Genomic DNA, 23,007 nt, shown 5'->3' on the forward strand with positions numbered 1-23,007 from the left:
AGTTCCTCCTTCTACATCTGAATCAATTCATTCTGTGGCGTTTCATTCATTTCCTGGCTGATATGCCGGACTGTAAATTCGTTCAGGGACATCATATAGGCCTCCTCAGACATTCTCATATCCTCAAGGCTCCGTTCCGCCCTTCCACGGAAATCAATCGGAGTCGCAGATATGATGCAGCCTTCGGCTTTTTCCGGGATCGGTTCCTGAACAATAAAAAAACTAGATGTGTTTTCCATATCGGATTGACAAATATCATAACAGAAAAAGCCTTCCGGAATCAGGGAATGGTCCAGATTGGCACCTGTCCCAATCACAGGTATCCCATCAAACGTTCCCGGCTCATACAGAAACTTATATGGATTCTTTTGCACACGGCCCATCTACCAATCCCTCCCGTGCCTTCCTTCCAGCCTGGTATACAGCTTCCGATGTCTCTTCCAGAGCCACAACGTCAGAAAGAGTGCCGGTATTCCCCAAACAAACACTATAAATCGCTTCACTTTGCCATCCCTCCCAGTCCAAGTAAATAAGATATCATAAAGCCAACAGATAAAAAGGGGGCCATTGGGAAGGCCGCCGAAGCCTTCCCATGAAAAAGGCACACCCCAATCCGGTGGACCAAACTATAAAGCAGTAAAATAATAAGTCCCAGAATGCTCCCGCACAAAGCACCCGGCAGTCCAACCACGAGACCACAGGACGCCACCAATTTTACATCGCCGCCGCCCATCCCACCGCTCAGTGCCGCAATCAGGAAGGGGAGGGCTGCCAGGATTCCCAACAGGTTTTCCGGGCAAAGACCCCAAAGGGCCAATCCTGTTATACAAAAACTGATTCCATCCGGAATCTCCCTCCTTTTAATATCCACGGCGGAGGCTGCAATGAGCAATAGGCAGAACAGAAGCGGTTTCAGATAATAAAGGAACAAAACCATGGATACCTCCCTTTCACAGACCTGCCCCGCTCCATTGTTACATCTGCATCTGCGGCCCACCAGACACCGGCTCCGCCTGCGCCTGGCTGCCGCTTTGTGAAACAGCCTGATTCAATGCCTGGTGGTATGCATCTAACACTGCCACCCGAAGCTGATTGCCGAATTCTGCTGTTACCGGAAAACAGATATCTTTGTATCCGTCTACCCCTTTTCTGCTGGGCATGGAGACGAACAGGCCGTTCTTTCCGCCCTCCACAATCTTAATCCCACGGATTCCAAGACAGCCATCAATTGTTGCCGAGGCATATCCCCGAATCCCGCTTTCCTGATTTGGTGGGTAGATGGATGTAATTCTTACGTCTACGGTAGCCATATCTGATTCCTCCCTCTTTCTGCCTTTTCTTGTATTTGAATCGCGTCTTCTTTTTCATAACGGAGCCTTTTGTTCCTCCCAATCCGCTTGTTCCGGCAGGGTACCGGTTAAAAATTCATTCCGCCCATGCCGCCATGGATCTCTCCCATCTCGTCATAGTCCATGTCTTCCTCGTCCATGTCCTCATACCCCGGTTCATGGTCCGGCGCATTGGTCACTGGCTCCATCACCTGCTGATACGCCTTCATAACAGCTGCGTCAAACTGCGTCTTTGCCTCCAGGCTGTCAAAGTAACAGGCATCCTTAAACCGGCCGGTCTCCGGCAGCTTGGTACGGGGCATGACAACCTCCGGCCCGTAATCTCCTTCCCTAACCTTCACGTTGCGGATGGTGCAGATGTCACCGATCCTCACATCTGCGGTGGCCAGGATGTCATCCTGAAAATACTGCTCATGAATCCGTACCTCCAGGACCGGGAGCGGTCCCTGGATCGGCTCCTCCGCGTTCAGGACTTCTTCCTCCTGAATCGCTCCGGAAGGCCCCTCTTCCGATACCTGTTCCGAAGTCTCCTCTCCGGCTGTCTGCGCGGAAGCCTCTTCCTCCACCGCCTGTTCTGCAGCAGCCTGTTCCTCGGTTCTCACTCCATCGACTTCTTCCTCCTGCACACGTTCCTCCGAAGCACCACTCTCTACGGTGTTCTCTTCCGGTGTGGTGTCCGACTGTACCTGTGGAGTTCTCTCCTCAACCGGATTTGTTGACTCGCTATTCTGTCTTCTTCTGGGCATAATGCGTCCTCCTCAATAAATTCATTTTATTTGATTTTGTTTCGATAAAGCGAAAACTGCTTTAGCCGCTATAGTTGAACATCTCAGTCACTCTGCGGGTAAGTGTTGGGAGCACTGTATTGTCGAATAATGCATACAGGCCGGCCAGCACCAAAGCACCGATTACCACTGCCATTAAAATCTTGAGTAGGCTAGGCCCTCAGCGCCTTACCGCTTCACAGCGGCAGGTTTCCAAAAGCCCGCCCCCGAACCGGACTTACACCTCTCGATGTATCCGGCTCTCCATTTATCTATCAGTCTAATTCTCCTGCATGTAAGATTTATCATTACGGTATCCCTTTGGAACGAGATCAACCGCAGGATCTGTCATTCCTATTTTCTCCTGTTGAAAGCCTCCCTCGTAATAATATACCCTCTGTTCCCCCTGTTCGGTCCGGTATGTTACTTCAAAGTGCCTGTAACCATATTTCTTTCGAACATCACGGATATGGAGTCTGTATTTTGCTCCAAAGGTCTTAAACAGGCTGAATTTCATCACATAATTAAAATGACTGAGGACACTCACATTGTCCGCAATCTTATAATAGTGATAAAGCCCCATCACTTCAGCATTGTATTGCTGCACAATTTCATGGTCATCACGGCTGATCAGGTACGTCCGATGGAAAGGTTGAAAGATTTCCTGACCATTTCGATATCTGATTTCAAGCGCGCCATAAGCCACCAGCTTTTTCTGCCATGCCTCACGGGGTACATATAACTTCACCTTGCTACTTCCACTGTATCCTCTGGAACCACTTTTGTTTTCACATGGATTTCCGTCTTTTGATATGGATACCTCGTAATTGAGAAAGCGGACCATATGGCAGGCGCTGGTAATCAGACTTTTCTTTTCTGAATGTTGCAGTTTTAACGTTTCTGACAAAAACTGCCTGATATCTGCCTGAATTTCTTCCGCCTCCTGTTTCCTTCCGGTCACTCCACAGAGCCAGTTGTCCGCATAACGCACATACCGCAGATAGTGGCACCCACTCTTCATGTGAATTTCCATATACCGGTCTAATTCACTCAAATATATATTTGATAAAATCGGACCGATCATCGAGCCTGTCGGTGTGCCGGAATAGGTATGATGGAAGGTCCAATCCTCCAGATATCCGGCTTTCAGGAATTTTCCTAACAGGCAGAGAAAGGCTTCATCGTGGATACGCCTGCGTAACATGTTTATCAGTACCGAGTGATCCATGCTGTCATAAAAGCCGCAGACGCCGCCCTCGATGAACCACGTTATGTCAGCAAAGGTATCCCGGATCTGCTGTAGAGCTGTATGGCAGCTTCGGTTCGGACGGAACCCGTGTGAATCATCAGAAAATACCGGCTCATACATACTCTCTAATATCAGCCGCACAACCTCCTGTACCAGCTTGTCCTCAAAGGACGGTCCGCTGTAAGAACAACTTTTCCCCTTCTGATTCTCCCTGTCCATGTGCAGCGCAGGATTGGGCCGGTAGCTGTGGTCTTTCATTTTCTTTATCAGCCTGCGTACCCGTCCCATATCCATGCCGCCGATGATTTTCCGGTTGGCTCCTGTCCCTGTTCTTCCCTCTTTCTTTTGGAGCTTTTGATAAGCCAGAAGATAAAACCTTTCATTATACAGGTTCCGATACAGGCGTTCATAATGGTACCCCTCATTCCCTGCTTTTGAATTTAGACTGTTTAACACATCAATCGGATTTCTCAATGCCTCACGCACCGTTCCTTTCTTTGTATTAAAAGATAAACTGCCGCCCTTCGCCATGTGCATGGCTTTCCCATGCCCGGACTACTACGGCGGCTCCGTTGCCATGCCGGATATCGCAAAAAAACTTCCGGTTTAGGCAATCTCCGTTTAGACGGTTAGAAACACAGCCTGTCAGATTGTCGGATAGGACGTTCGCCCTTTTCCATTTGCTATGGCTGGTCGGTGCAAATATCCCGGACATCTGCGCCCGTCATCTGCGCAGCTCCTGCACCGCCTGACACGGAAACTATCGTGTGTCAGGGACTCGACTATATCCCCTCGGGCTATCCTTCAGGCAATCAAGCCTTTATCCTCATATCTGACCTTTCCCCTTGCCCTTCAGCCGCAGCCATGATAGTTTGGCTGGCTTATGACGTTGCCAACATGCTACACTCCCTGTCCGGTTTCCCTTTCAGATCAGTTGGTTGGGGAGGATTGTGGGTATGATACCCGGATATTTTTCAATCCCTGCTTTGCTAAAGCAGATTTTCTAACCGTCCACGTTCGTAACAACACTATGCTGTTGTTACGCCCTTACGGACGCACTGGCGGTGTCAACAAACCCTTCCCCGGACTGTCCTTTCAGGACCTGTCCCGCTCTCCACAGATTCCATTCCACACTTCTTTTTGCTTTGCTCATCATTCTTCTCATTGATTCATCCTCCTTGGATTAAAATAATAAAAGACAGCATTACTGCCGCCCTTTTTTCATCGTTAAATCTGCATCATTTGCGTCTGTACCGGTTCCGGACCTCCAAACGCGACCGGCTTAAATTGATTGGTATCCACGTAATAAAAAAGGCTTCCCTCCTCGTCATAGAGTTCGATCACATCAGAAATGGTGATCACATGCCCATCATACTCCGGGATTTTCTGTTCCCCGCTGAACTTAGCACAAATCCCATCCAGGTCATTGGTTTCGATTTCTCCATCGTAAACAGCCCGGTAATTTTGCGGCTCCGGTTCCCCAAATTTCCGGAGCAGTGCATCATATCCAATGAACTTCATATGAACATTTACCTCCGGCTTCAGCTGCCAGATCCGGCAGTTCTTTAAAACCCCTTCTCCCTGTGTCTCACTGCACCCGTTCATCAGACGGTCATACACACCTCCCACCCATTCGACCGTCTCAATACTTCCCTGTTTTTTCAGGAACCGCTCCATTGCTTCCCCTTTAAAGATGGGATCAATGACCGCCTTTCTGTTCCGGATATACCCTGCCTTGTTTCCGAAGTACAGGATACCTCCGTCTTCAATCTGGATTCCGCGCATCCTGTCTGCCTCCTTCCATCATGTCATATCCATCGTTCCCGAAACAGCCTCCTGCTCCTGCTCCATCGCTTTGATATCCTCCGCAGTCGGAAATAACACAGTCCCCTCCTCAATCTCCAACACGCAGTAATCATTCCTGTCACAGATCATGATCCGGTGCTGGTAGGGGAGCTGCATCTCCACATAGTCTTTGACCTCGTTCTCACTGCAGAGCCACACCCCGGTTGTATATCTCCCATCCGGCAGGAAGCTGTAGCCGCTGTAACGCGGCTCATGCTCTTCTAATGGCAACGCCCCTGCCGGACGGATCTGTGACAGCTGCAGGCGCTCATGCTCCGAAAGTAATTCCGGCTTTAAGACTCCCACCACATCGGACCGTCTCCATCTGGCATACTCCCCCTGATACAAATCAATGACAAATACGGACTGGTTGACCGCATCTGCATCCGCCCCGTCACCCCCGACACAGTAGCAAAGCTGGCTCGGACTGTCCTCCCCCAGGGCGGAAGCTTTCAGCACAATGACTTTCCCTTTGATGGAACAGGAGCTTCCTGTCTCGATACAATCCGATTCTGTATAGATTCCTTTTTCCACCTCTATTCCCCCTTCTGCTGTACCAAACCCGAAAGGTCTGAGATCAGGCTTAACCGGATGGAATCCGGCATAGTCTTAATGGCTGCGCGCACATAGGCTTCTACCGCCTCCGGCGACTGATCTCCAACTTCAATTAACTCCACCTTTCGGACCATGACCTGTCCGTCACACAGATTCAGGGCAAGAATGCCGCCATACTCCATGCCGGCAGCCTCCCGAAACTCCTTGGGAATCAACACCCTCCCCCTGTGATCCATCAGCTTGTACACCGGTTTACTCATCGTAGTATCCTCCTTCCTCAATGGCCTGATTTACTTCTTCCTCCGAGATTCCAAACAGAGACAGAATCTCCAACAGCGGTCCCCGCACTACCTCCATAGGATCTTCGTCCCCAATCAGGATGGCACCCGGCACCATCTGTATGATCAGACCGGCATCCAGTGGAATCTGGGCTGCCTCCAACAAATCGTGCGGGATGACCAGTTCCGCCTCTTCCTCTTCTGCCTGATGTTCTTCCTTCTCTTTCCCCGCCAGGCAGTCAGACCTGTCATTAGACCGTTTCATTTTCCGGCAGGATAAATGGACCAGATCCCCCGGGTTCACCCCGAGTTCCTCCAGCACACCGGGCGGTAAGACCAGGCTTCCATCCTCCGCCATTCTCCCATTTACGAAAACATTCCTCATGGCTCCTCCTTTTTCTGGTTTTCTTTCTCCCGCTCCTGGCTTCTTAATTCCTGGCAGAAGGTCAGAAGCTCTTCTTCTCCAATACAGATTTCTAACTGCTCCAGTTCCTTGACCAGGGAGGCCATTGCCTCCAATTCTGCCGTAAGCTGGTCCATGCACGCTCCATTGCGGTATCCGCTGAAGGTACGCACATAGCCTTTTACATCACAGTGGAACATACCGCTTTGCCGGTTTTTTATCATGGCAAGATAGATGGCTGCCAGACATCCCTGGTCCACCTGCACGGTTAAACACCCGCCAAATCCGATTGTCAGACGCTGCTTTCCAGCCGTTGCTTCCTCAATCCGCTGCTTTGCCTGCCAGAGCTTCTCAATCTCATTCATTTCCGTCATCACCTCCCAGCAGTCCTGCGGAAAACAGATCCATTTGCTGCGGCCCTGACTTTCTCCGTTCTGCAGGATCATAGTTCGTGATAATAACCTCGGGAAATTCACAGCCTCCGTCATAGCGCTGGGCCAGGTTATTGATCCGGGTGACCGCAGTGATCTGGTATCCGTCATACAGGTTCCGGATATATTCACAATCGTTATAGCTGACCATCCATTTTCCCAGACAGCCTGCCAGCGTATCCCGGAGTCTTACATGGTCTTCCTTCGGAAATTCCACTTCATAATGGTCTTCTGTCATAAAATAAGGCGGATCACAATAAAGAAAGGCGTTCTCCCGGTCATACTGCCGGATGAGCGCCTCAAAATCCTTATTTTCTATGATGGTATTGGCAAGCCGGTTTGAAGCCTGCCAGATGAGGGAAAAGGTCTTACGCACGTCAAAGGCCTGACAGCCAAATGATGTACAGCCGCTCCCATAGCTGTACCGGATCAGCTTATAAAAAGCGGCCGCTCTCTGGACATCATCCGGGCCGGCATGTTCTAAGAGGAGGGACCGAAGCTCCTCAAACTCCATCGGCGGCAGGTTATGCTGCGCCAGTTCCATCTCCTCCCTCAAAAAAGCCGGATCAAACTCCTTCTTTTCTAAGAACCTGCGCAGAACAAGAAACTCTTCCCGGCTGTTTAAAGGAAGGAAACCCAGCAGACGTAAAAATTCCATGGTATGGTTCTTGACGCAGGAATAGAGGTTTGTCAGGTTTGAGTTGAAATCGTTGTAGACCTCCATCACCCTCGGATCGGGCGGCCGTCCAAACAACACCCAGCCTCCGCCTCCGAACACTTCAATATAGCGTTCATAGTGAGCGGGGGATATTTCATAAATCGTATTCCGCAATGCCTTTTTACCGCCAACCCACGATATAAAACTATTGATGATTTATCACCTCCTTCATGTCCTGCATGGTTTTGTGTCTATAGTTCCATCTGCGGTCCATTTCCCTGCTCTTCCTCCAACGGTGTTTCATTGGAACTGGCCACATAGGATGTCATACACAGCCTGCTTTTCCTCCAGTCTTCCCTCCCGTAGCTTTCAAAGTCAAAATTTCGGAACGCCTCCGCCTCCAGATCGGCTCCCCCTTCCCTGAGACATTCCATGCCGTAGATGGTAAATGCTAATGCATTCAACGTTTCGACGTCTACATCCTTGCCGAAGGCATTTTCAAAATTGGGAAGCGGACTGCGTATATCCGTGATGGTACATTCCTTAAATGTGTGAATTTCCAGATCGGCAAGGACTTGGCGTGTCCTCTTCTCACTACAGGGTAGTTTCAGCCAGACATCTTCTTTTGTTTTTGATACCTGCAGGCGCACACAAAAAATATAGTCCTCTATCGTCTGTTCTGGAAGTTCCTTCCCATCATATGGTTCCACCCAGCCTTCCGTGCTGCGGCAGCAGTATCCCTTTGAGGTAAAAACACCCTGCTCCTGTTCCTTCACACAATGCCCCACCTTTTTGAGGGACAGGAGAGAATAGACCTCATCCGGCAGGTTCCGAATAACCGGCACTAAGTTATTTTTGATCGATACCTTGCCAAGCTCCTCCTCATCCATAATTCCTGGCAGGAGTTCAAAGCGTTCCAGGTTGTAAGCCGCATTAATCAGGTTCCTGATGGTTCGTTCCGGTACAGACTGTATCACACCCTCGTAGGTATCCATCTCCTCCTGACTCATCTGGGAAAGTTTCTGCGCCAGGAAATTCAGTTCCTGCAGCGTAGCACTGCACGTTTCCAGCGGCTCATATAGAAAATCAGGCCACTGGCCAACAAGTTCCAGGGAATATCCCTCCCCGTCCGCAACCCTCGCACACAGCTTGGCGTTTGCCATCGCCATTGGATCGGCCGGGAGTGTCAGGGTATATCCCTGATACAAGAAATCACTCTTATGCCGTTCCGCATAGATACAAACCTGCATTATCACATTCCTCCCATCTGTATCCCATGTCCCTGTGCTTCTTCCAATGGCGGTTCATAGGAAATGGCTCCATACGGCGTCATACTCAGCCTGTTTCTCCTGCTTTCTGCCTTCCCATAACTTTCAAAATCAAAATTTTGGAACGCCTCAGCCTCCAGGTTGGCTCCCCCTTCCCGGAGGCACTCCCTGCCGTAGGTAGCAAATGTAACCTGAATGGGATCAAAGGTATAGCGGTCCATGGTATGGTACAAGATCCTGGCCTGCTCCGGGTTGTCACAGGACTCATATGATGCAATCGCTTTATACTTAATCAGTTCTTTTGGGGACAAGGTGGCCAATTCCTTCGCTAATGCATTCATCTTTTCGACTTCCGCCGCTTGGCTGAAGGCATATTCAAACTGGGGAATCGGGCTGCGTATTTCCATGATGGTACATTCCTGAAATGTGTGAATCCCCAAATCAGCAAGGGCCTGCCGTATCCGCCCCTCATCACAGGGAAGTTCCAGCCAGGCATCTGCCTTTGTTTTTAACGACTGAAGACGCAGACAAAAAATACAATCCACCTCCGTCACCTGTTCCGGAAGCTCCCTCCCGTCATACGGTTCCACCCAGCCTTCCGTGCTGCGGCAGCAGTATCCCTTTGAGGTAAAAACACCCTGCTCCTGTTCCTTCACATAATGCCCCACCTTTTGAAGTGACAAAAGGGGATAGACCTCATCCGGCAGGTTCCGAATGGCCGGCACTAAGTCATTTTCCATGGATACCTCGCCAAGCTCCTCCTCATCCATAATTCCTGGCAGGAGCTCAAAGCGGTCCAGGTTATAAGCTGCATTAATCAAGTTCCTGATGGCCCGTTCCGGTACAGACTGTATCACACCCTCGTAGGTATCCATCTCCTCCTGACTCATCTGGGAAAGTTTCTGCGCCAGGAAATTCAGTTCCTCCAACGTAGCGCTGCACGTTTCCAGCGGCTCATATAGAAAATCAGGCCACTGGCCAACAAGTTCCAGGGAGTATCCCTCCCCATCCGCAACTCTCGCACACTGTTTCGCGTTTTCCATCGCCATTTGGTGGGCTGGGAGTGTCAGGGTATATCCCTGATACCAGAAATCACTCTGATACCGTTTTGCATAGATACAGACCTGCATTACCACATTCCTCCCATCTGAGGACCCTGCTGTACGGCTTCCACTCCCTTTAGTTCCTGTTCCGTCCGGGGGCCATAAATCATCGATGAATTATAAAAATGGACATTGAGAATCCCGCCATCTTCACACTCAATATCGGTCTGTTCAAAGCTTTCTCCCCAGCCATCTGAAGCTTGACCCATCCAGTATTTTTTTGTCCATTCCAATTCATCCGGCGTCAACTCTCCTTTGCTCTCGATCTGCAGCACACCCCAAAGAGCATGGTGGTAAACCTCAATCGCTGGAAACATACTGAGGATTCTCTGTTTCATCAGCTGGTTGTCCATATATTCTGCAAGTCCCGTTTTCTGCTCAAATATAGAGTCCTGTTCCAATTCCTCCCGGATTTGTTTTTCAAAAATGGTCAGTTCGGTTGCACTAAATGATTCGTCATAACCTTCGGAACCACAAAAAACCCCCGTCAACTGGTTATAGAGGCGCGTTACCACCGTTTCATCCGAAAGCCGTTCGCAGCACCACTTCTTACTCGTCACGATACCATATCTGGTCTGAACAGCCCCATGCTCCTTCATCATAGCCTGGCCTATGGCATCCCAGTCCACATACCGATCCAACAGCGATTCCAGAGAAGGATCTCCATAACTTCTGATTACCTCCCTGGCATAGGTCCCTGGCTCCTGTACCTGATCCAGGAACTCATAGTTTCCCATATTCCGCACAACCGAGAGCGCCTCTTTCATAGTCCTCGGGCATTCCGCCAGAAAAACAGCCTTCAAAAAGTTCAGTGTATAGCTATGGTTGGATAACACTTTCTCCTTTAAAACAGTTGCGATACGGTTCACTTCCTTGAGATCACTCTTTGTGGGAAGATATCCCCACAGTTCCTGGAATGGTCCTCCATATTGGTTGAATTTACACTGGTTCAGACTTCTTAGATCCAGAGCTGCTCTTGCCATCTCCATCTTCTCCGGTGTTGTCGGAACGGCTAGGGAATACCTCTTTCTCCCCGTGTAAATATGCAGAAGGAACACCGAATTTTTATCGTAGCCGGCATCCGGTGGAAACTCCCCCTGATACATATCCTGAAAGGTTTTACCCTCCACTTTCCGAACGGTTTGCCCCGCCTGCCCGGGATCATGATTCTCTGCCACAAGTTCGTAATTGTCAAGGTTATAAGACAGGTTGAGGATATCCTTCCCTGACTTTGGGGGTTCAGCCTTCAAAACCGCAGAAAACAACGCCTGTTCTGCCTGTGTTAAATATTCCAGCCGCTTTGTTAAACACGCCAACGCCCTCGCGGATTCCGCATCGGTCCTCATACCTTTTAACACTTCCGGCAGCGCCGGGATAGAAGCTTCTGCCTCGTAAATAATCATTGGAGGATCTTTCTGCATTTCCGTGTAAAGCAGATCGATTTTTCCTGGCTGCTGCGGGAATGTCAGCCAGGAAGCACTTCTTTCGTCATGACCGATTCGTATTCTTAACATGTTTCTTCCTCCTCTCCGTAAATGATGCCTATTCCATGCCTGCTGATTAAGATGCTGTGGAGAATTAACAGAAGCAGGCCATCGTGGATCAGCTCAGCGTCCCCCAGCTCTGAAAGTTTTAAATAAGGTTTCCCTGTCCCCAGCTCCTTTGCAGCACAAAAAATAGCGTAGCCATCTAAGTCTACGCCATGTACATGAAACGCCTTATAATCAATTCCTCGCTCTGACACGTGGGGAGCCGCCTGTTCCCAGAGCCCTGCATCGGAACTTAACAGGAATACAACCGCTGCAAATCCAGGATCAGTCCGTAGTCCGGGAAACAGCCCGCACCGTAACAAAAGCAGGAACCGCCTTCGGTGCTCCTCATTCCTGAAAAACCGTTGTTCTGCCTCACGCCGGTTCTGGAGCTTCATCACCCGCACCAGAAAGGTCCCCTCCGGCAGTTCTGCGGCCAACAGCTGGAGCAGAGACTGATAAAATGCTTCGTTCTTCTCCACCGCCTCCGTTTTCTTTTCCTCCCACGGACAGTTGGCATCCTTTAAATCCCGCAGGGAATACCGGCTTCGGATGACTCCGCTTTTTCTTGGCCCAAAGCCCGGTATCCGCTGCATTTCGGCCTCCAGAGCCTCCATGGTTGTTCCCTTCATAAACCTTGCCGTCATGCTTATCCTCCCTCTTTCTTTTCTGTTTTAGATCGCCTGCATTCCACTCATCTGCATGGTGTTCTGCTGTGAAAGCCGTTTTTTAAATTCACCCTCTGGCAAAATGTAAAATTCTTCAGATTCCTGAAAAAAAGAGAGAGCTAATCCTCTCTCGCCTATCTGTATCATCGTTTCGTGGAACGCATCTCCCCACCCATCTGCGGTATAAGCCTCCCAGGCATTTATTAAGTAGTCCACTTCTGCTGGCTGCAGTTCCCCCCTGTATTGGATCTCTGCCACTCCATATAAACTGCCGCCATACAACTCCACGGAGGGAAGCATACTGGCAATTCGATGCCGCAGTAGTTTATTACTTAAATACTCTGCGAATCCCCGTTTCATAGACCAGTCTTTTGCGTTTAACAGGTTTTGTATCGCCTCACTGTAATTTGATAATTCCGCACCATACACCGGAACTGGATTCTCCTTCCATTCCCCTGCTTGATTCCGTTCATACATCATGCCCTCTAACGGATAAAACAAACGCAGCGTAGACAGCTCCTTTGAATTATTACAGAATTTCCATTCCTTACATAACACAAAATAATTTTCTGTTTCCACTGCCTCCTCCCTCTCCAGGAGTGCTTTAATCAATTTCTCCATGTCAACGAATTGAATAATGAAATTGTCTATCTCGTAATAATCAGAATTAAATAGCAGTTGTTGTACAAACTCATCTGGGTTTTCCGGATCAAGTACACACAATTCGTATTGATCCAGGTCCCGTATAATCTTTATGACAGAATCCATATCCCTTGGACCCTCTGCTTCCAGGGCTGCTTTAAGCAGGGTTATTTGATCGTTTCCGTCTAAAATGGATTCCTTTAAAAAAAATGCAGCCTGGTTAATTCGTTCCAATGTTTCCCCTATTGGCAGATAATTCCATAAATCCCCTTGCACGCCTCCCTCCTCCCATATCTGGCACTGGTTTATATCCTCTGTCTGTAATACGGCTCTGGCATGATCTAAGCGTTCCTGTGGGGCAGGCATCGCGATCTGAACATTTGTACCATTTTCCTTTGAGTACAGATGCACCAAAAAAAGGCAATCTTTCTCAAATCCTGGTTGCCTGTCGTCTTGATATATTTCTTCAATGACAGCACTATCCTTCTTTAAAACCAGCCCGCTCGGACAAAACTCGCCCTGGTGATGGGTAAAATATGCATCTTTTATCCGCGAATAATCCAGCATATCTGCAATCTCCATTGGAATATGAATTCCCTTATCCCGCGAGAGCAATTCTCTTGCGATTTCTCCTGAATCACAAATATCTGTCAGAAGTTCATATTGATCCAGATTGAAGGAAATATTAATGAGCGACTTCAACGTTTTGGGCTGTTCCATTGACAGCGCTGCCGAGAATATGTCCTGCTCCGTCTGTGACAGGCAGTTAATTCTCTTGGAAAGGAAAAACAAATGATCGCGGTTCTCCCCAAAATCAAGACCTTCTAAAAAACGGGATAATCTAGGTACAGATGAATGAACGGAATAAATGGATACAGTGTCTTTGCCTGCCTTCTGCTCATTCATCTCTTCAAACAGCCTTATCATAGCTTCATAACGTTCTGGCAATTGGTACGGTTCTGATACCCAGCTGTCTTTTTTAATCCGGACCTCCAGCATATGATTCCTCCCTCCTTATTACATTTGCAGACCTGTGAGCTGCATCTCCTCAATCCCGTTCATGCTATGTGTCCTTTTCAGCTCTGCTTCCGGGCAAATAACAAACTCCTCACTGTCATTCCAAAGATTAAGATATAGTTCTCCCTGGTCTGTAGAAATTGTATGGAGTAGAATTCTATCCCCAAAATCACCAGTCAATTGTTTCTCCCACATATCAATGAGCGCCGCCTCTTCCTCCTTCGTGATTGTTTCTGTGGATCTAATTTCCAGGACACTCCATAACCGATTATCCCATAGCTCTGCAGAGGGAATCATGGTCAAAATCTTTCTTTTCAGATTTTTCTGTTCTAAGTAAACAGTCATTCCATTTGCTCCCCCGATTTCCAGATACTCACACTGTATCGCCTGCTGTATATCCTGCAAGTAATCACAGAGTCCTTCCATAGGCATTTGTTCATACTTAACTTGTAGTTTCCCGACCTCATCCTTTTTATAGATATCTCCCGTCAATGGGCTAAATACCCGCAGCACGGTTATTCCGTCTGATCCATACATAAATAATCCTCCAAAGTTTTTAAGTCTTGATACTATCCAAAAACCTGCCGTTCAAATTCATCAAGCCAACTCATATCCGATTCCTGTCCATGGTAGCTCTCTGCTTCCAACGCGTAACCCATCTCCTTAAACTTATAATCTGCCTCATGGATCATGTATTTTGCAAAACTCTCTGCCTCTGCTTCGCTTGTGTCATTGCAGCAGAAACTGTATTTTGCAATGACTGCCTCATCCCCAAGGAACTCTATGCTTTCACTTTCCGGTATCATGTAATCGCCATTAATCCCTTTCAGGAATTCCACAATCCCTTCTTCAATTTCTGGCTGCATCAGACAGTTAAACTCTCTGTTTTTAAATGTAATTTTCAATTTTACGTCTACATCAAAGTCCCTTTCCTTATCAAGCTCTGCTCCCATTCTTTACCTCCATATGCTTTTTTCGTTTTTATGGTGTTGTTTTTATCCATTTTTCACTGCCTAAATCCCATCACCCAATTTCATTTATATCACGTAAAAAGGCCAGCCAATTTTTCGTCGGCTGACCTTGAATTTTTCCCATATATCACTGAAATACCTTCCTGCATCTGTGGAAGGGCCAAAAAATCGGGGCTAAAAACGGCCATTTTTTGCCCTGTTTTTTGCTCGATTTTTGCCCAAAAACCACTATATCTTGTGGTTTGAACCTCTATTTTTTCTTAAAACCACAATTCTGCATCATTATCACCGACTCCACATGTGGCGTCCCCGGAAACATATCCACCGCCCCCGCTCTTACCACTCTATACCCTCTCCCCTGCAGCACAATCAGATCCCTAACCAAACTAGTCGGCTTACAAGAAATATACACCAACCTCTCAACCCCAAAATTAATAATCCTATCCAGCGCCTTAGGATGTATCCCATCCCTGGGCGGATCAAGAATAATCAAATCCGGCTTATCTTCAATCTCATCGATCACCTTCAGCACATCCCCGGCAATAAACTCGCAATTATCCAGCCCGTTCAGCGCAGCATTATTCTTAGCCGCTTCCACCGCCTCTTCCACGATTTCCACTCCCACCACCTTACTTGCCACAGGCGCTATAATCTGGGCGATGGTTCCGGTTCCGCTGTAAAGGTCAAACACCACTTTGTCCTTGGTATTCCCCACATATCCCCTGGCCGTCTCATAGAGCACCTCCGCCCCCAAAGAATTGGTCTGGAAAAATGAAAATGGAGAAATCTTAAATCTCAGCCCCAGCAGTTCCTCATAAAAATAATCCTGTCCATACAAAATATCCGTCCTGTCGCTTTGAACCACATCCGCCAGGCCGTCATTTACAATATGCAGAATCCCCGCATACGTTCCCGACAACTCCAGCTCTTTAAGCGCTTCCATCCATCCCTCCAGCAAGGTTCCTTCCTCCACCGAAAGTCCCTCCGTCTGGGAGGTTGTCACCAATGCCACCAGGATTTCACCTGTTTTCACCGCTCTTCTTACCAACAGGTGACGGAGATATCCCGTATGCTGTATTTTCTTATAAAAGCCCACCCCGGCCTTAACAAAATACTCCTGGGTTACGGCCAGAATCCGGCAAAAATCCTGATTTACAATGCGGCACTGGGTTGTAGTCACCACATCATAAAAGCTTCCCCTCTTATGCATTCCCAATGCAAGCGGGCCATCCTTATACTCGTCTCCAAAAGAGAATTCCATCTTATTCCGGTAGCCTTCCGATATGGGGCTGCCTTTGATTCCTTCAAACTCGCAATCTTCACAAACGCTGTCCAGCAATTCCTTAACCTGGCCTTCTTTGATCTTCAGCTGTTCTTCATAGGGAAGGGTCTGATAACCGCAGCCTCCGCAGATTCCGGCGTGAGGGCATGGATTTTCGGCCGTTTCAATCGGGGATTTTTCCAATACCTCCAAAAGCCGTCCCTCACATTTTCCTTTTCTCTTTTTATTAATTAAAAAACTGATTTTCTGGCCTGTGATGGCGTGTTTTACCACTACTTTTTCGCCTTCCACAGTCAATATCCCCTTGTTGGGAAATTCTATTTTTTCTACGATTCCCTCGTAAGTCTCACCTTTTTTCATGTCAGTAATTCCTTCCTTATATCGTTAACAGGCTTTAAACCCTGCTTATGTAATAAATAAAGAATCTGCCAAAACAGATTCCTCCCACATTCAAAGAAAAGCGTGTCTCAAGATGCGAGACACGCTCTTACAAATCATTTTATCAATTATTTGCTTGTGGAATCCAAATCATCCTCAAAAAAATCATCGTCAAAATCATCATCGAAATCGTCTTCAAAGTCTTCCAGATAATCCGGAGTGAAGAAACGGTAAACTCCATAGGCAATGGCTGCTACCGCTGCTACGGCGCCGATAATTGCAAATACCCAGAGGATGTTGTTTTTCTTTTTTTCTTCCTGTTCTTTCCTGTGCAGGAACTCATTCAGTCTGGTTGAGTTCATAATCTCTTCTACACGGTTCATGGCGTCTTTGCTCATAGTGTCAAATTTATTCATATCATCCACATCCTTTCCAGTTAATACATTCCTTATTACTGATCATAATATCATAGTTCCCATAAATTTTCTATCTATTTTAATCATTTTTTACATTTTAACATATTTTATGCGCCAATTGGCAAAATCGAACCAGATCCTTTATATCTTCTGCAATTTTGCAAATGAAGCGAACATTTTCTTCGTTCCCGCCCCGTCAAATTCTACGGTCACTTCATAATCTTTTCCGCCGTCTTTCACCGATTTAACCGTGCCCGCTCCAAATTTGATGTGTTTTACCCTGTCTCCTGCTCCATAATCTAAAGAAGCTGATTTCTGAACGGTAAATGCCTTGCCAAAGGAAGGCTGAGGCGCTTTGGAACTGCTGTAAGCGCTGAAGGCCGATCCTGAAGGTTTTCCAAACGTGCTGACCCCTGCCGGCTTTTTATAGCTTCCCCATGGAAGGCCGGAATCGCTAAAGCTCTCTGTCTTACCGGAAAGCCTTGACGGCAGTTTTTCCTGATTCAGCAGATAGGAAGGAATCTCTTCCACAAAACGGCTCACCTTGGAATATCTCGTTTCACCGTTGATCATGCGCTGACGGGCCGCTGTGATCATCAGGTTCTCCCTGGCCCTCGTGATTCCCACATAGCAGAGACGGCGTTCTTCTTCCACATCCGCCTTATCGTCCGACATAATGGACATCATGCTTGGAAACAGACCGTCCTCTAAGCCCGCCAGGTAAACTCTTGGAAATTCCAGCCCTTTTGCGCTATGTAATGTCATCAGTGTGACGCGGCTTTCCGATTCATCCAGAGAATCCACGTCCGCCACAAGGGCCACTTCCTCCAGAAATTCGCTCAGATCCGGATGCTCGCTGTTTTCCGTATAGCTGACCGCCTTGTTGATCAATTCCTCGATATTTTCCAGTCTGGTCTGGGATTCAATCTCTCCCTCGGCTTCCAGCTCCTTCTTATAACCCGTTTCCTCCAAAATGTCTTCGATCAAATTGCGGATCGTATAGGTCTCATCCTGCATCCGGTCCCTAAAGCTTTCGATCTGCTCGGTAAATCCTTTGATCTTTTCCGCCGCTTTTCCAAGTCCCGGAACCGCAACCGCCCTGCAGAGAGCCTGGTACAGACTGTAGTTTTCCGCTGACGCATAGCTGATCACCTTGCCCATGCTGGTTGCCCCGATTCCCCTTTTCGGCACATTGACAATCCTCTGAACGGCCAGATCGTCTTGCCCGTTGGCAATGGTCTTTAAATAGCTTAAAATGTCCTTGATTTCCTTTCTCTGATAGAAGTTAACGCCTCCCACCATCCGGTAAGGAATATTATGGGCAATGCACCGCTCCTCCAAAAGACGTGACTGGGCATTGGTACGGTAGAGAACTGCACAGTTTTCATAAGCATATCCGCCATCTTTGATATCGCGTATGATGGCGTCCGCCTCCTCATTGGCTGTCTCAAACTGGCGGAAACGCACCAGTTCACCCTCGTCGTTAGCCGTCCACAGCGTCTTGTCCTTACGCCCCCGGTTATGCTTGATCACTTCATTGGCCGCGTGAAGAATGTTCTGGGTGGAACGGTAGTTCTGTTCCAGCTTAATCACCCTGGCGCCCGGAAATGCCTTTTCAAAATTCAGGATATTCTCTATATTGGCCCCCCGGAATTTATAGATGGACTGGTCATCATCGCCCACAACGCAGAGGTTTCTATGTTTAGACGCCAGAAGATAGATCAGTTTAAACTGAGCCGTATTGGTATCCTGGTATTCATCCACCATGATATATTTAAACCGTTCCTGGTAATAATCCAGAATCTCGTCAGAATTTTGAAACAGCTGCACGGTTTTCATGATCAGATCGTCGAAATCCAAAGCATTGTTGGCCTTTAACTGTTTCTGATATTCTTTGTATATCTGGGCCTGTTTCTTCTCCCTGAAATCCCCGCCTGCATTTAACTCACATTCCTGAGCCGTTACCAGCTCATTTTTCATATTGGAAATGTAATTGAGCATGCTGCGTTCCTTAAAAGTCTTGGGATCGATATCCAGCCTTTTGAACACCTGCTTCATCAGGGTTTTCTGGTCATCGGAATCATAGATTGTGAAGTTGGTCGTATATCCCAGCGCCTCGATATGCCGCCGTAAAATGCGCACGCAGGAAGAGTGGAAGGTGCTGACCCAGATGCTGTCGGACCCCATTCCCACAATGCTGTCCACACGGTCCCTCATCTCTCCCGCCGCTTTATTGGTAAATGTGATGGCCATAATGTTCCATGGATTTACCCGTTTTTCATCTATTAAATATGCAATCCTGTGGGTCAGAACCCTGGTCTTTCCCGAACCCGCCCCTGCCAGAACGAGCAGCGGCCCTTCCGTACAAAATACCGCCTCCTGCTGGCTTGGATTTAAAGTATCATATATACTGCTCATAAATCTTCATACCGCCTTTATCCATTCATTGCCGTAAAACAGCTAGGGATATAGTATACCATAAATAAGAAAAGAGCGCTACAGCAAACCTGCCGTAACACCCTTTTCCCGCTGTATTTATTCTCCGCAGTAAACAATTGCTTCGATCTCAACTAATGCTCCCTTAGGAATAGCAGCCACTTCAAAAGCCGCTCTTGCAGGGCATGCGCCTGAGAAGAAGGTTGCATATACTTCGTTCATAGCGCCGAAATCTGCGATATTGTCCAGAAGAACCGTAGTCTTAACCACATTTGCCATGGATAAGCCTTCGCTTTCCAGAATTGCTTTAATGTTCTTTAAAGACTGCTCTGTCTGGGATTTAATGTCGGAACCTGCAAATTCTCCTGTTGCAGGATCGATTGGAAGCTGTCCTGATACAAATGCGTAGTCGCCTCCGCGTACTGCCTGTGAATATGGTCCAATTGCTGCCGGTGCATTGTCTGTTGCAAATACTTTCTTCATTATAATATCTCCTCCTACTTATTTTTATAAAATATGCTTTACTCATTATACAAAATTTTTTAGGATAATACAATCTTTTTTATATTGAGTTTTCATTTTATTCTTTTCATGATGAAGTGTTTTTTTCGTTGGCAAATGCCAAACATGCCAGGATTCCATCCGCTATTCAAATTTTTAGTTCCAGCGCAAATTTTGGCGCAAAAATAAGCCATCGGAATTACTTCTGCACAGGAAACTGCTTTTCATTAACACTATATCAAGTCTCCTCCAGTGATTAAAATGATCTTAGCATGACAGATCCCGTCTTCTACAGCGTCATATAGAATGCGCACTTTAAAACCGTTAAAAAAGACTGCCCAGCCCCTTCCGGTGCTGTCTTCTGTCCTGGCGTCGGAACAATCTATGTAATAAGTCTCTCCTGAATCCGTACGCAATTCAAAATATACAATTACATCATTTTCTAAATTTTTCCTGAGATTATATACGGTTCCTTCCGGCAGCACTTCATATGCTCCATTATCGATATAGGACTGAAACCAATTTTTATAGATTTCGCTGCAGATCAAATCCGTATTTCCCTCTTTAATCCAGTAGCTTGAATGATTTGTAGTTAAAACAGGATTTAACCAGCTGATCCGCTGGTTGGTTCCATCCTCATAGAACAGAGTCAAAACATTGGTCGATCCATAATAAAGGGTATCCTCTCCAGGCTGCACCGCAGATAAATTAAGCGTCCCCAGCATCTGAACGATCCTATCGATTGTTTCTTTGTCCTGTATACAATAATCCTCTCCATCTTCCGTAAAAGGAAACAGCAACGTATTAAAAGACATTTTCACAGGATAAGCTTCCATAATATCCGGAACCCAGGCTCCGCTTGAATCCACCTTATAACCATCCGGCGTTGTCGTATTGGATAACATCCAGCCGTTTTGATTGAAATAATAACACCTGCCGTCAATCCATCTCCACTCATCCGCCGGATATCCCTCATCCTCAGAGTACCAGCAGCTGCTGACACCAGGTTCGCCGGCCTTATTCTCATCGTAAATCCATTGTCCGGCGAATGAATCTAAGGAAACTGCAAAAGAACTGATACCAACAAGTAATAATCCCATCGCACATTTAAGTCTCATACTGCGCTCCTCTCTGAAACTGCTTTTCATCCGTTTATAATAACCAGGTAAAACCTCCGGGCCGTATTCTTTCTTGTAATATTAAGAAACGGAAAAATCCGCTATAATAAAATGAAAACAACTATTTTCTTGCAATAAATTTAATTTACTGATTTTTACCTCTTGTCATCTAGTATTGAATACTATATAATAAGACATGAGGTGAAACAATGAAAAGCAACGACGAAAGATTACAAGGTATTTTAGACCGGTTAGAAAGTTTGTCCTATGTAAAATCGGCTAAAATCCCCAATATCGAATTATATATGGACCAGGTTACCACGTTCATGGACGAAAACCTCCGGAAGGCCAAACGCTATCCGGAAGATAAGGTTTTGACCAAAACCATGATCAATAATTATGCTAAGAACAACCTGCTTCCTCCGCCTAATAAGAAAAAATACTCCAGGGAACATATCCTGCTTCTGATCTTTATTTACTATTATAAGAATCTGCTCTCCATCAACGACATTGAGCAGCTGTTTCTTCCGCTTACGGAGAATCATTTTGAATCGGGTTCCAATCCGACTTTACAGAAGATTTATGAAGAGATTTTTTCTTTGGAAGAAAGCCAGATGGAGCGTTTAAAGCAGGACGTTTTAGTCAAATACGAAAAATCCCAATCCACCTTTGCCGATTTGGAATGCGAAGATAAGGAATACCTTCAGTTGTTTGCATTCATCTGCGAGTTAAGCTTTGACGTTTATCTGAAAAAGCAGATGATTGAGAATATAATTGACCAGATGCGTGAAGAACAGGAAGCAGAACTGCCCGAACGCAAAAAGAAAAAATAATAAAAAGAACTTACCACATGTTCCATCCGTCCGGTAAGTTCTTTTTTATACGCATCTATTCCTCTTCATCCAACCGCTTAAATACCATATCATATCCGTCATTGCCATAGTTTAATGAGCGGTTTACGCGGCTGATCGTAGCAGTGGAGGCGCCGGTCTTTTCAGCGATCTCCAGATATGTCTTTCCCTCTCTCAGCATCTTGGCAACCTCATAACGCTGGGACAAAGATAATAATTCATTGACTGTACAAACGTCCTCAAAAAAAGTATAACACTCTTCCGCATCTTTTAAAGTCAGTATGGCCTGGAAAAGATGGTCAACTGCTTCTGTTCTAATCTTTTTATTCATAAAATCCAATCCTCTTTTTAAAGAATTATTTTGCTTTCTTCGGATATTTTAGCATATTAAAGTCGTAAAGTCCATCCCCATTCATTAAGAAAGCATAAATTTTTCAACCACATGGGCTATCCCGTCATCATTGTTGGACAAAGTGATATAATCTGCCGCATTTCTCACCGGAAGCACAGCATTTTCCATGGCAACTCCCAAACCTGCAAATTCGATCATGGAAAGATCATTGTATCCGTCTCCGCAGGCAATCATCTCCTCTTTTTTCAGATTCAGGCTTTCCAAAAGCCTGGCAAGAGACTGGGCCTTGTCCACTCCCTTTGGAAGAATCTCCAGGAAATACGGTTCCGAACGGTAAACGCTGAAATTCTTGCCAAGAACTGCTTTCACCTTGGGTTCCACCATGGCTAAATAATCCCCATCATCCAGCATAAGGAATTTGGGAACCTGAAATTTCACATAATCCATCATATTGACCTGATGGAGGGGCAGATGATTGATCACAGACTCTTTGACCGCATATTCGTCCTCCGGGTCCGATACCACGATCCAGTCCTTCTCATAAGTCAGAATATTGACCCTGTGATGCTCCGCCAGATGGATGATTCCCGCATTGGATTCTATGGGAAGCTGGCGCTGGAATACGGTTTCCATCGTCCTGCAGTTGATAATAATTCCTCCGTTAAAGGATAAAATAAAACCTCCATATTCTTCCAGTTTCAATTCCTTTGCCAGGGGCATTATCCCATATGTAGGGCGGCCGGATGCCAGAACAACGGTTTTTCCCTGCTCCTGAGCCTTCATCAATGCCTCTTTTGTCCGGGGCGTGATGATTTTGTCGCGGTTTGTCAATGTGCCGTCTAAATCCAGCACGATCATTTGATACGCCATATTGTTTCTCCTTGAATTTACTACTGGGATTATAGCATATTTTAAGGTTTGATGATATACTAAAAACTTAGAA

27 protein-coding genes and 1 pseudogene are annotated in these 23,007 nt (G+C 46.8%); 1 reads left to right on the forward strand and 27 read right to left on the reverse strand.

Annotation, left to right across the window (positions count from 1 at the left end; genetic code table 11):
- Positions 1–11 precede the first annotated feature (11 nt).
- The 25 genes and pseudogenes from C0033_RS06095 to C0033_RS26880 all read right to left on the reverse strand — a co-directional run bounded on the left by C0033_RS06095 (position 12) and on the right by C0033_RS26880 (position 20,861).
- Positions 12–383 (reverse strand): LPD28 domain-containing protein, encoded by a 372-nt coding sequence (locus C0033_RS06095; protein WP_103226978.1) that lies wholly within the window; start codon positions 381–383, stop codon positions 12–14.
- Positions 384–499: 116 nt separating this feature from the next.
- Positions 500–937 (reverse strand): prepilin peptidase, encoded by a 438-nt coding sequence (locus tag C0033_RS06100; RefSeq protein ID WP_227179872.1) that lies wholly within the window; start codon positions 935–937, stop codon positions 500–502.
- Between the two features lie 37 nt (positions 938–974).
- Positions 975–1,310 carry a SpoVG family protein gene (locus C0033_RS06105; RefSeq protein ID WP_103226979.1) on the reverse strand — a complete coding sequence of 112 codons (336 nt, stop codon included), beginning with the start codon at positions 1,308–1,310 and terminating at the stop codon, positions 975–977.
- 107 nt (positions 1,311–1,417) lie between these two features.
- Positions 1,418–2,095, reverse strand: coding sequence for a septation protein SpoVG family protein (locus C0033_RS06110; protein WP_103226980.1), 678 nt, complete (start codon positions 2,093–2,095; stop codon positions 1,418–1,420).
- Between the two features lie 61 nt (positions 2,096–2,156).
- Positions 2,157–2,282 (reverse strand): annotated as a pseudogene (locus C0033_RS27410) (DUF6133 family protein); the annotation flags it as partial.
- A gap of 111 nt (positions 2,283–2,393) precedes the next feature.
- Positions 2,394–3,899, reverse strand: coding sequence for a reverse transcriptase/maturase family protein (locus tag C0033_RS06115; protein WP_227179871.1), 1,506 nt, complete (start codon positions 3,897–3,899; stop codon positions 2,394–2,396).
- A 502-nt stretch (positions 3,900–4,401) separates the two neighbouring features.
- Positions 4,402–4,527 (reverse strand): hypothetical protein, encoded by a 126-nt coding sequence (locus C0033_RS27610; RefSeq protein ID WP_264469041.1) that lies wholly within the window; start codon positions 4,525–4,527, stop codon positions 4,402–4,404.
- Between the two features lie 62 nt (positions 4,528–4,589).
- Complete coding sequence (locus C0033_RS06120) at positions 4,590–5,147, reverse strand: YodL domain-containing protein (protein ID WP_103226981.1); 558 nt, start codon at positions 5,145–5,147, stop codon at positions 4,590–4,592.
- Positions 5,148–5,165: 18 nt separating this feature from the next.
- Complete coding sequence (locus tag C0033_RS06125) at positions 5,166–5,741, reverse strand: hypothetical protein (RefSeq protein ID WP_103226982.1); 576 nt, start codon at positions 5,739–5,741, stop codon at positions 5,166–5,168.
- Positions 5,742–5,743: 2 nt separating this feature from the next.
- Entirely contained in the window at positions 5,744–6,022 is a 279-nt protein-coding gene (locus tag C0033_RS06130; RefSeq protein WP_103226983.1) for an AbrB family transcriptional regulator, read from the reverse strand.
- Positions 6,015–6,425 (reverse strand): hypothetical protein, encoded by a 411-nt coding sequence (locus tag C0033_RS06135; RefSeq protein ID WP_103226984.1) that lies wholly within the window; start codon positions 6,423–6,425, stop codon positions 6,015–6,017. The genes C0033_RS06130 and C0033_RS06135 overlap by 8 nt, the downstream gene beginning before the upstream one ends.
- A complete protein-coding gene (locus C0033_RS06140) occupies positions 6,422–6,808 on the reverse strand; it encodes a hypothetical protein (RefSeq protein WP_103226985.1) in 387 nt (128 codons plus the stop codon). Before C0033_RS06140 ends, C0033_RS06135 begins: the two co-directional genes overlap by 4 nt.
- A complete protein-coding gene (locus C0033_RS06145) occupies positions 6,801–7,745 on the reverse strand; it encodes a DNA adenine methylase (RefSeq protein WP_103226986.1) in 945 nt (314 codons plus the stop codon). The genes C0033_RS06140 and C0033_RS06145 overlap by 8 nt, the downstream gene beginning before the upstream one ends.
- Positions 7,746–7,783: 38 nt before the next feature.
- Entirely contained in the window at positions 7,784–8,782 is a 999-nt protein-coding gene (locus C0033_RS06150; protein WP_103226987.1) for a hypothetical protein, read from the reverse strand.
- Between the two features lie 2 nt (positions 8,783–8,784).
- Entirely contained in the window at positions 8,785–9,930 is a 1,146-nt protein-coding gene (locus C0033_RS06155; RefSeq protein WP_103226988.1) for an antirestriction protein ArdA, read from the reverse strand.
- A complete protein-coding gene (locus C0033_RS06160; protein WP_103226989.1) occupies positions 9,930–11,417 on the reverse strand; it encodes a hypothetical protein in 1,488 nt (495 codons plus the stop codon). The genes C0033_RS06155 and C0033_RS06160 overlap by 1 nt, the downstream gene beginning before the upstream one ends.
- Positions 11,411–12,079: a hypothetical protein gene (locus tag C0033_RS06165; protein WP_103226990.1), complete on the reverse strand. Its 669-nt coding sequence runs from the start codon at positions 12,077–12,079 to the stop codon at positions 11,411–11,413. Before C0033_RS06165 ends, C0033_RS06160 begins: the two co-directional genes overlap by 7 nt.
- A gap of 27 nt (positions 12,080–12,106) precedes the next feature.
- On the reverse strand, positions 12,107–13,462 hold the full coding sequence (locus tag C0033_RS06170; RefSeq protein WP_146043741.1) for a hypothetical protein: 1,356 nt from the start codon (positions 13,460–13,462) through the stop codon (positions 12,107–12,109).
- A 297-nt stretch (positions 13,463–13,759) separates the two neighbouring features.
- On the reverse strand, positions 13,760–14,296 hold the full coding sequence (locus C0033_RS06175; RefSeq protein ID WP_103226992.1) for a hypothetical protein: 537 nt from the start codon (positions 14,294–14,296) through the stop codon (positions 13,760–13,762).
- Positions 14,297–14,328: 32 nt separating this feature from the next.
- Positions 14,329–14,712 (reverse strand): hypothetical protein, encoded by a 384-nt coding sequence (locus C0033_RS06180; RefSeq protein ID WP_103226993.1) that lies wholly within the window; start codon positions 14,710–14,712, stop codon positions 14,329–14,331.
- A 268-nt stretch (positions 14,713–14,980) separates the two neighbouring features.
- Entirely contained in the window at positions 14,981–16,372 is a 1,392-nt protein-coding gene (gene rlmD / locus C0033_RS06185; protein WP_103226994.1) for a 23S rRNA (uracil(1939)-C(5))-methyltransferase RlmD, read from the reverse strand.
- Positions 16,373–16,518: 146 nt separating this feature from the next.
- Positions 16,519–16,806 (reverse strand): DUF4366 domain-containing protein, encoded by a 288-nt coding sequence (locus C0033_RS06190; RefSeq protein ID WP_103226995.1) that lies wholly within the window; start codon positions 16,804–16,806, stop codon positions 16,519–16,521.
- 141 nt (positions 16,807–16,947) lie between these two features.
- Positions 16,948–19,224: a DNA helicase PcrA gene (pcrA, locus tag C0033_RS06195; protein WP_103226996.1), complete on the reverse strand. Its 2,277-nt coding sequence runs from the start codon at positions 19,222–19,224 to the stop codon at positions 16,948–16,950.
- 117 nt (positions 19,225–19,341) lie between these two features.
- The gene (locus C0033_RS06200) at positions 19,342–19,725 is read right to left on the reverse strand and encodes a RidA family protein (RefSeq protein WP_103226997.1); all 384 of its coding nucleotides are present in this window, start codon (positions 19,723–19,725) and stop codon (positions 19,342–19,344) included.
- A 251-nt stretch (positions 19,726–19,976) separates the two neighbouring features.
- Positions 19,977–20,861 (reverse strand): hypothetical protein, encoded by an 885-nt coding sequence (locus tag C0033_RS26880; RefSeq protein WP_180994584.1) that lies wholly within the window; start codon positions 20,859–20,861, stop codon positions 19,977–19,979.
- A 209-nt stretch (positions 20,862–21,070) separates the two neighbouring features.
- Here C0033_RS26880 and C0033_RS06210 point away from each other — a divergent pair, with 209 nt between their 5' ends.
- Positions 21,071–21,694, forward strand: coding sequence for a DUF1836 domain-containing protein (locus C0033_RS06210; protein WP_103226998.1), 624 nt, complete (start codon positions 21,071–21,073; stop codon positions 21,692–21,694).
- A 55-nt stretch (positions 21,695–21,749) separates the two neighbouring features.
- Here the strand turns inward: C0033_RS06210 and C0033_RS06215 are convergent, their stop codons facing one another.
- Both C0033_RS06215 and C0033_RS06220 read right to left on the reverse strand, forming a co-directional pair.
- A complete protein-coding gene (locus tag C0033_RS06215; protein WP_103226999.1) occupies positions 21,750–22,043 on the reverse strand; it encodes a YerC/YecD family TrpR-related protein in 294 nt (97 codons plus the stop codon).
- An 84-nt stretch (positions 22,044–22,127) separates the two neighbouring features.
- Entirely contained in the window at positions 22,128–22,934 is an 807-nt protein-coding gene (locus C0033_RS06220; protein WP_103227000.1) for a Cof-type HAD-IIB family hydrolase, read from the reverse strand.
- Between the last annotated feature and the right edge of the window lie 73 nt (positions 22,935–23,007).

Origin of the sequence: Clostridium sp. chh4-2, from assembly GCF_002899675.1 — a bacterium.
Lineage (GTDB): Bacteria > Bacillota > Clostridia > Lachnospirales > Lachnospiraceae > CHH4-2.

Coding starts and splice junctions, on each gene's coding strand:
- C0033_RS06210 (WP_103226998.1), top strand. CDS start 21,071: ATGAAAAGCAACGACGAAAGATTACAAGGTATTTTAGACCGGTTAGAA.
- C0033_RS06190 (WP_103226995.1), bottom strand. CDS start 16,806: ATGAATAAATTTGACACTATGAGCAAAGACGCCATGAACCGTGTAGAA.
- C0033_RS06150 (WP_103226987.1), bottom strand. CDS start 8,782: ATGCAGGTTTGTATCTATGCGGAACGGCATAAGAGTGATTTCTTGTAT.
- C0033_RS06105 (WP_103226979.1), bottom strand. CDS start 1,310: ATGGCTACCGTAGACGTAAGAATTACATCCATCTACCCACCAAATCAG.
- C0033_RS06155 (WP_103226988.1), bottom strand. CDS start 9,930: ATGCAGGTCTGTATCTATGCAAAACGGTATCAGAGTGATTTCTGGTAT.
- C0033_RS06120 (WP_103226981.1), bottom strand. CDS start 5,147: ATGCGCGGAATCCAGATTGAAGACGGAGGTATCCTGTACTTCGGAAAC.
- C0033_RS06170 (WP_146043741.1), bottom strand. CDS start 13,462: ATGGAACAGCCCAAAACGTTGAAGTCGCTCATTAATATTTCCTTCAAT.
- C0033_RS06140 (WP_103226985.1), bottom strand. CDS start 6,808: ATGAATGAGATTGAGAAGCTCTGGCAGGCAAAGCAGCGGATTGAGGAA.
- C0033_RS27610 (WP_264469041.1), bottom strand. CDS start 4,527: ATGAGAAGAATGATGAGCAAAGCAAAAAGAAGTGTGGAATGGAATCTG.
- rlmD (WP_103226994.1), bottom strand. CDS start 16,372: ATGAAAAAAGGTGAGACTTACGAGGGAATCGTAGAAAAAATAGAATTT.
- C0033_RS06130 (WP_103226983.1), bottom strand. CDS start 6,022: ATGAGTAAACCGGTGTACAAGCTGATGGATCACAGGGGGAGGGTGTTG.
- C0033_RS26880 (WP_180994584.1), bottom strand. CDS start 20,861: ATGAGACTTAAATGTGCGATGGGATTATTACTTGTTGGTATCAGTTCT.
- C0033_RS06100 (WP_227179872.1), bottom strand. CDS start 937: ATGGTTTTGTTCCTTTATTATCTGAAACCGCTTCTGTTCTGCCTATTG.
- C0033_RS06220 (WP_103227000.1), bottom strand. CDS start 22,934: ATGGCGTATCAAATGATCGTGCTGGATTTAGACGGCACATTGACAAAC.
- C0033_RS06160 (WP_103226989.1), bottom strand. CDS start 11,417: ATGTTAAGAATACGAATCGGTCATGACGAAAGAAGTGCTTCCTGGCTG.
- C0033_RS06115 (WP_227179871.1), bottom strand. CDS start 3,899: ATGCACATGGCGAAGGGCGGCAGTTTATCTTTTAATACAAAGAAAGGA.
- C0033_RS06135 (WP_103226984.1), bottom strand. CDS start 6,425: ATGAGGAATGTTTTCGTAAATGGGAGAATGGCGGAGGATGGAAGCCTG.
- C0033_RS06095 (WP_103226978.1), bottom strand. CDS start 383: ATGGGCCGTGTGCAAAAGAATCCATATAAGTTTCTGTATGAGCCGGGA.
- C0033_RS06200 (WP_103226997.1), bottom strand. CDS start 19,725: ATGAAGAAAGTATTTGCAACAGACAATGCACCGGCAGCAATTGGACCA.
- C0033_RS06215 (WP_103226999.1), bottom strand. CDS start 22,043: ATGAATAAAAAGATTAGAACAGAAGCAGTTGACCATCTTTTCCAGGCC.
- C0033_RS06110 (WP_103226980.1), bottom strand. CDS start 2,095: ATGCCCAGAAGAAGACAGAATAGCGAGTCAACAAATCCGGTTGAGGAG.
- C0033_RS06165 (WP_103226990.1), bottom strand. CDS start 12,079: ATGACGGCAAGGTTTATGAAGGGAACAACCATGGAGGCTCTGGAGGCC.
- C0033_RS06180 (WP_103226993.1), bottom strand. CDS start 14,712: ATGGGAGCAGAGCTTGATAAGGAAAGGGACTTTGATGTAGACGTAAAA.
- pcrA (WP_103226996.1), bottom strand. CDS start 19,224: ATGAGCAGTATATATGATACTTTAAATCCAAGCCAGCAGGAGGCGGTA.
- C0033_RS06175 (WP_103226992.1), bottom strand. CDS start 14,296: ATGTATGGATCAGACGGAATAACCGTGCTGCGGGTATTTAGCCCATTG.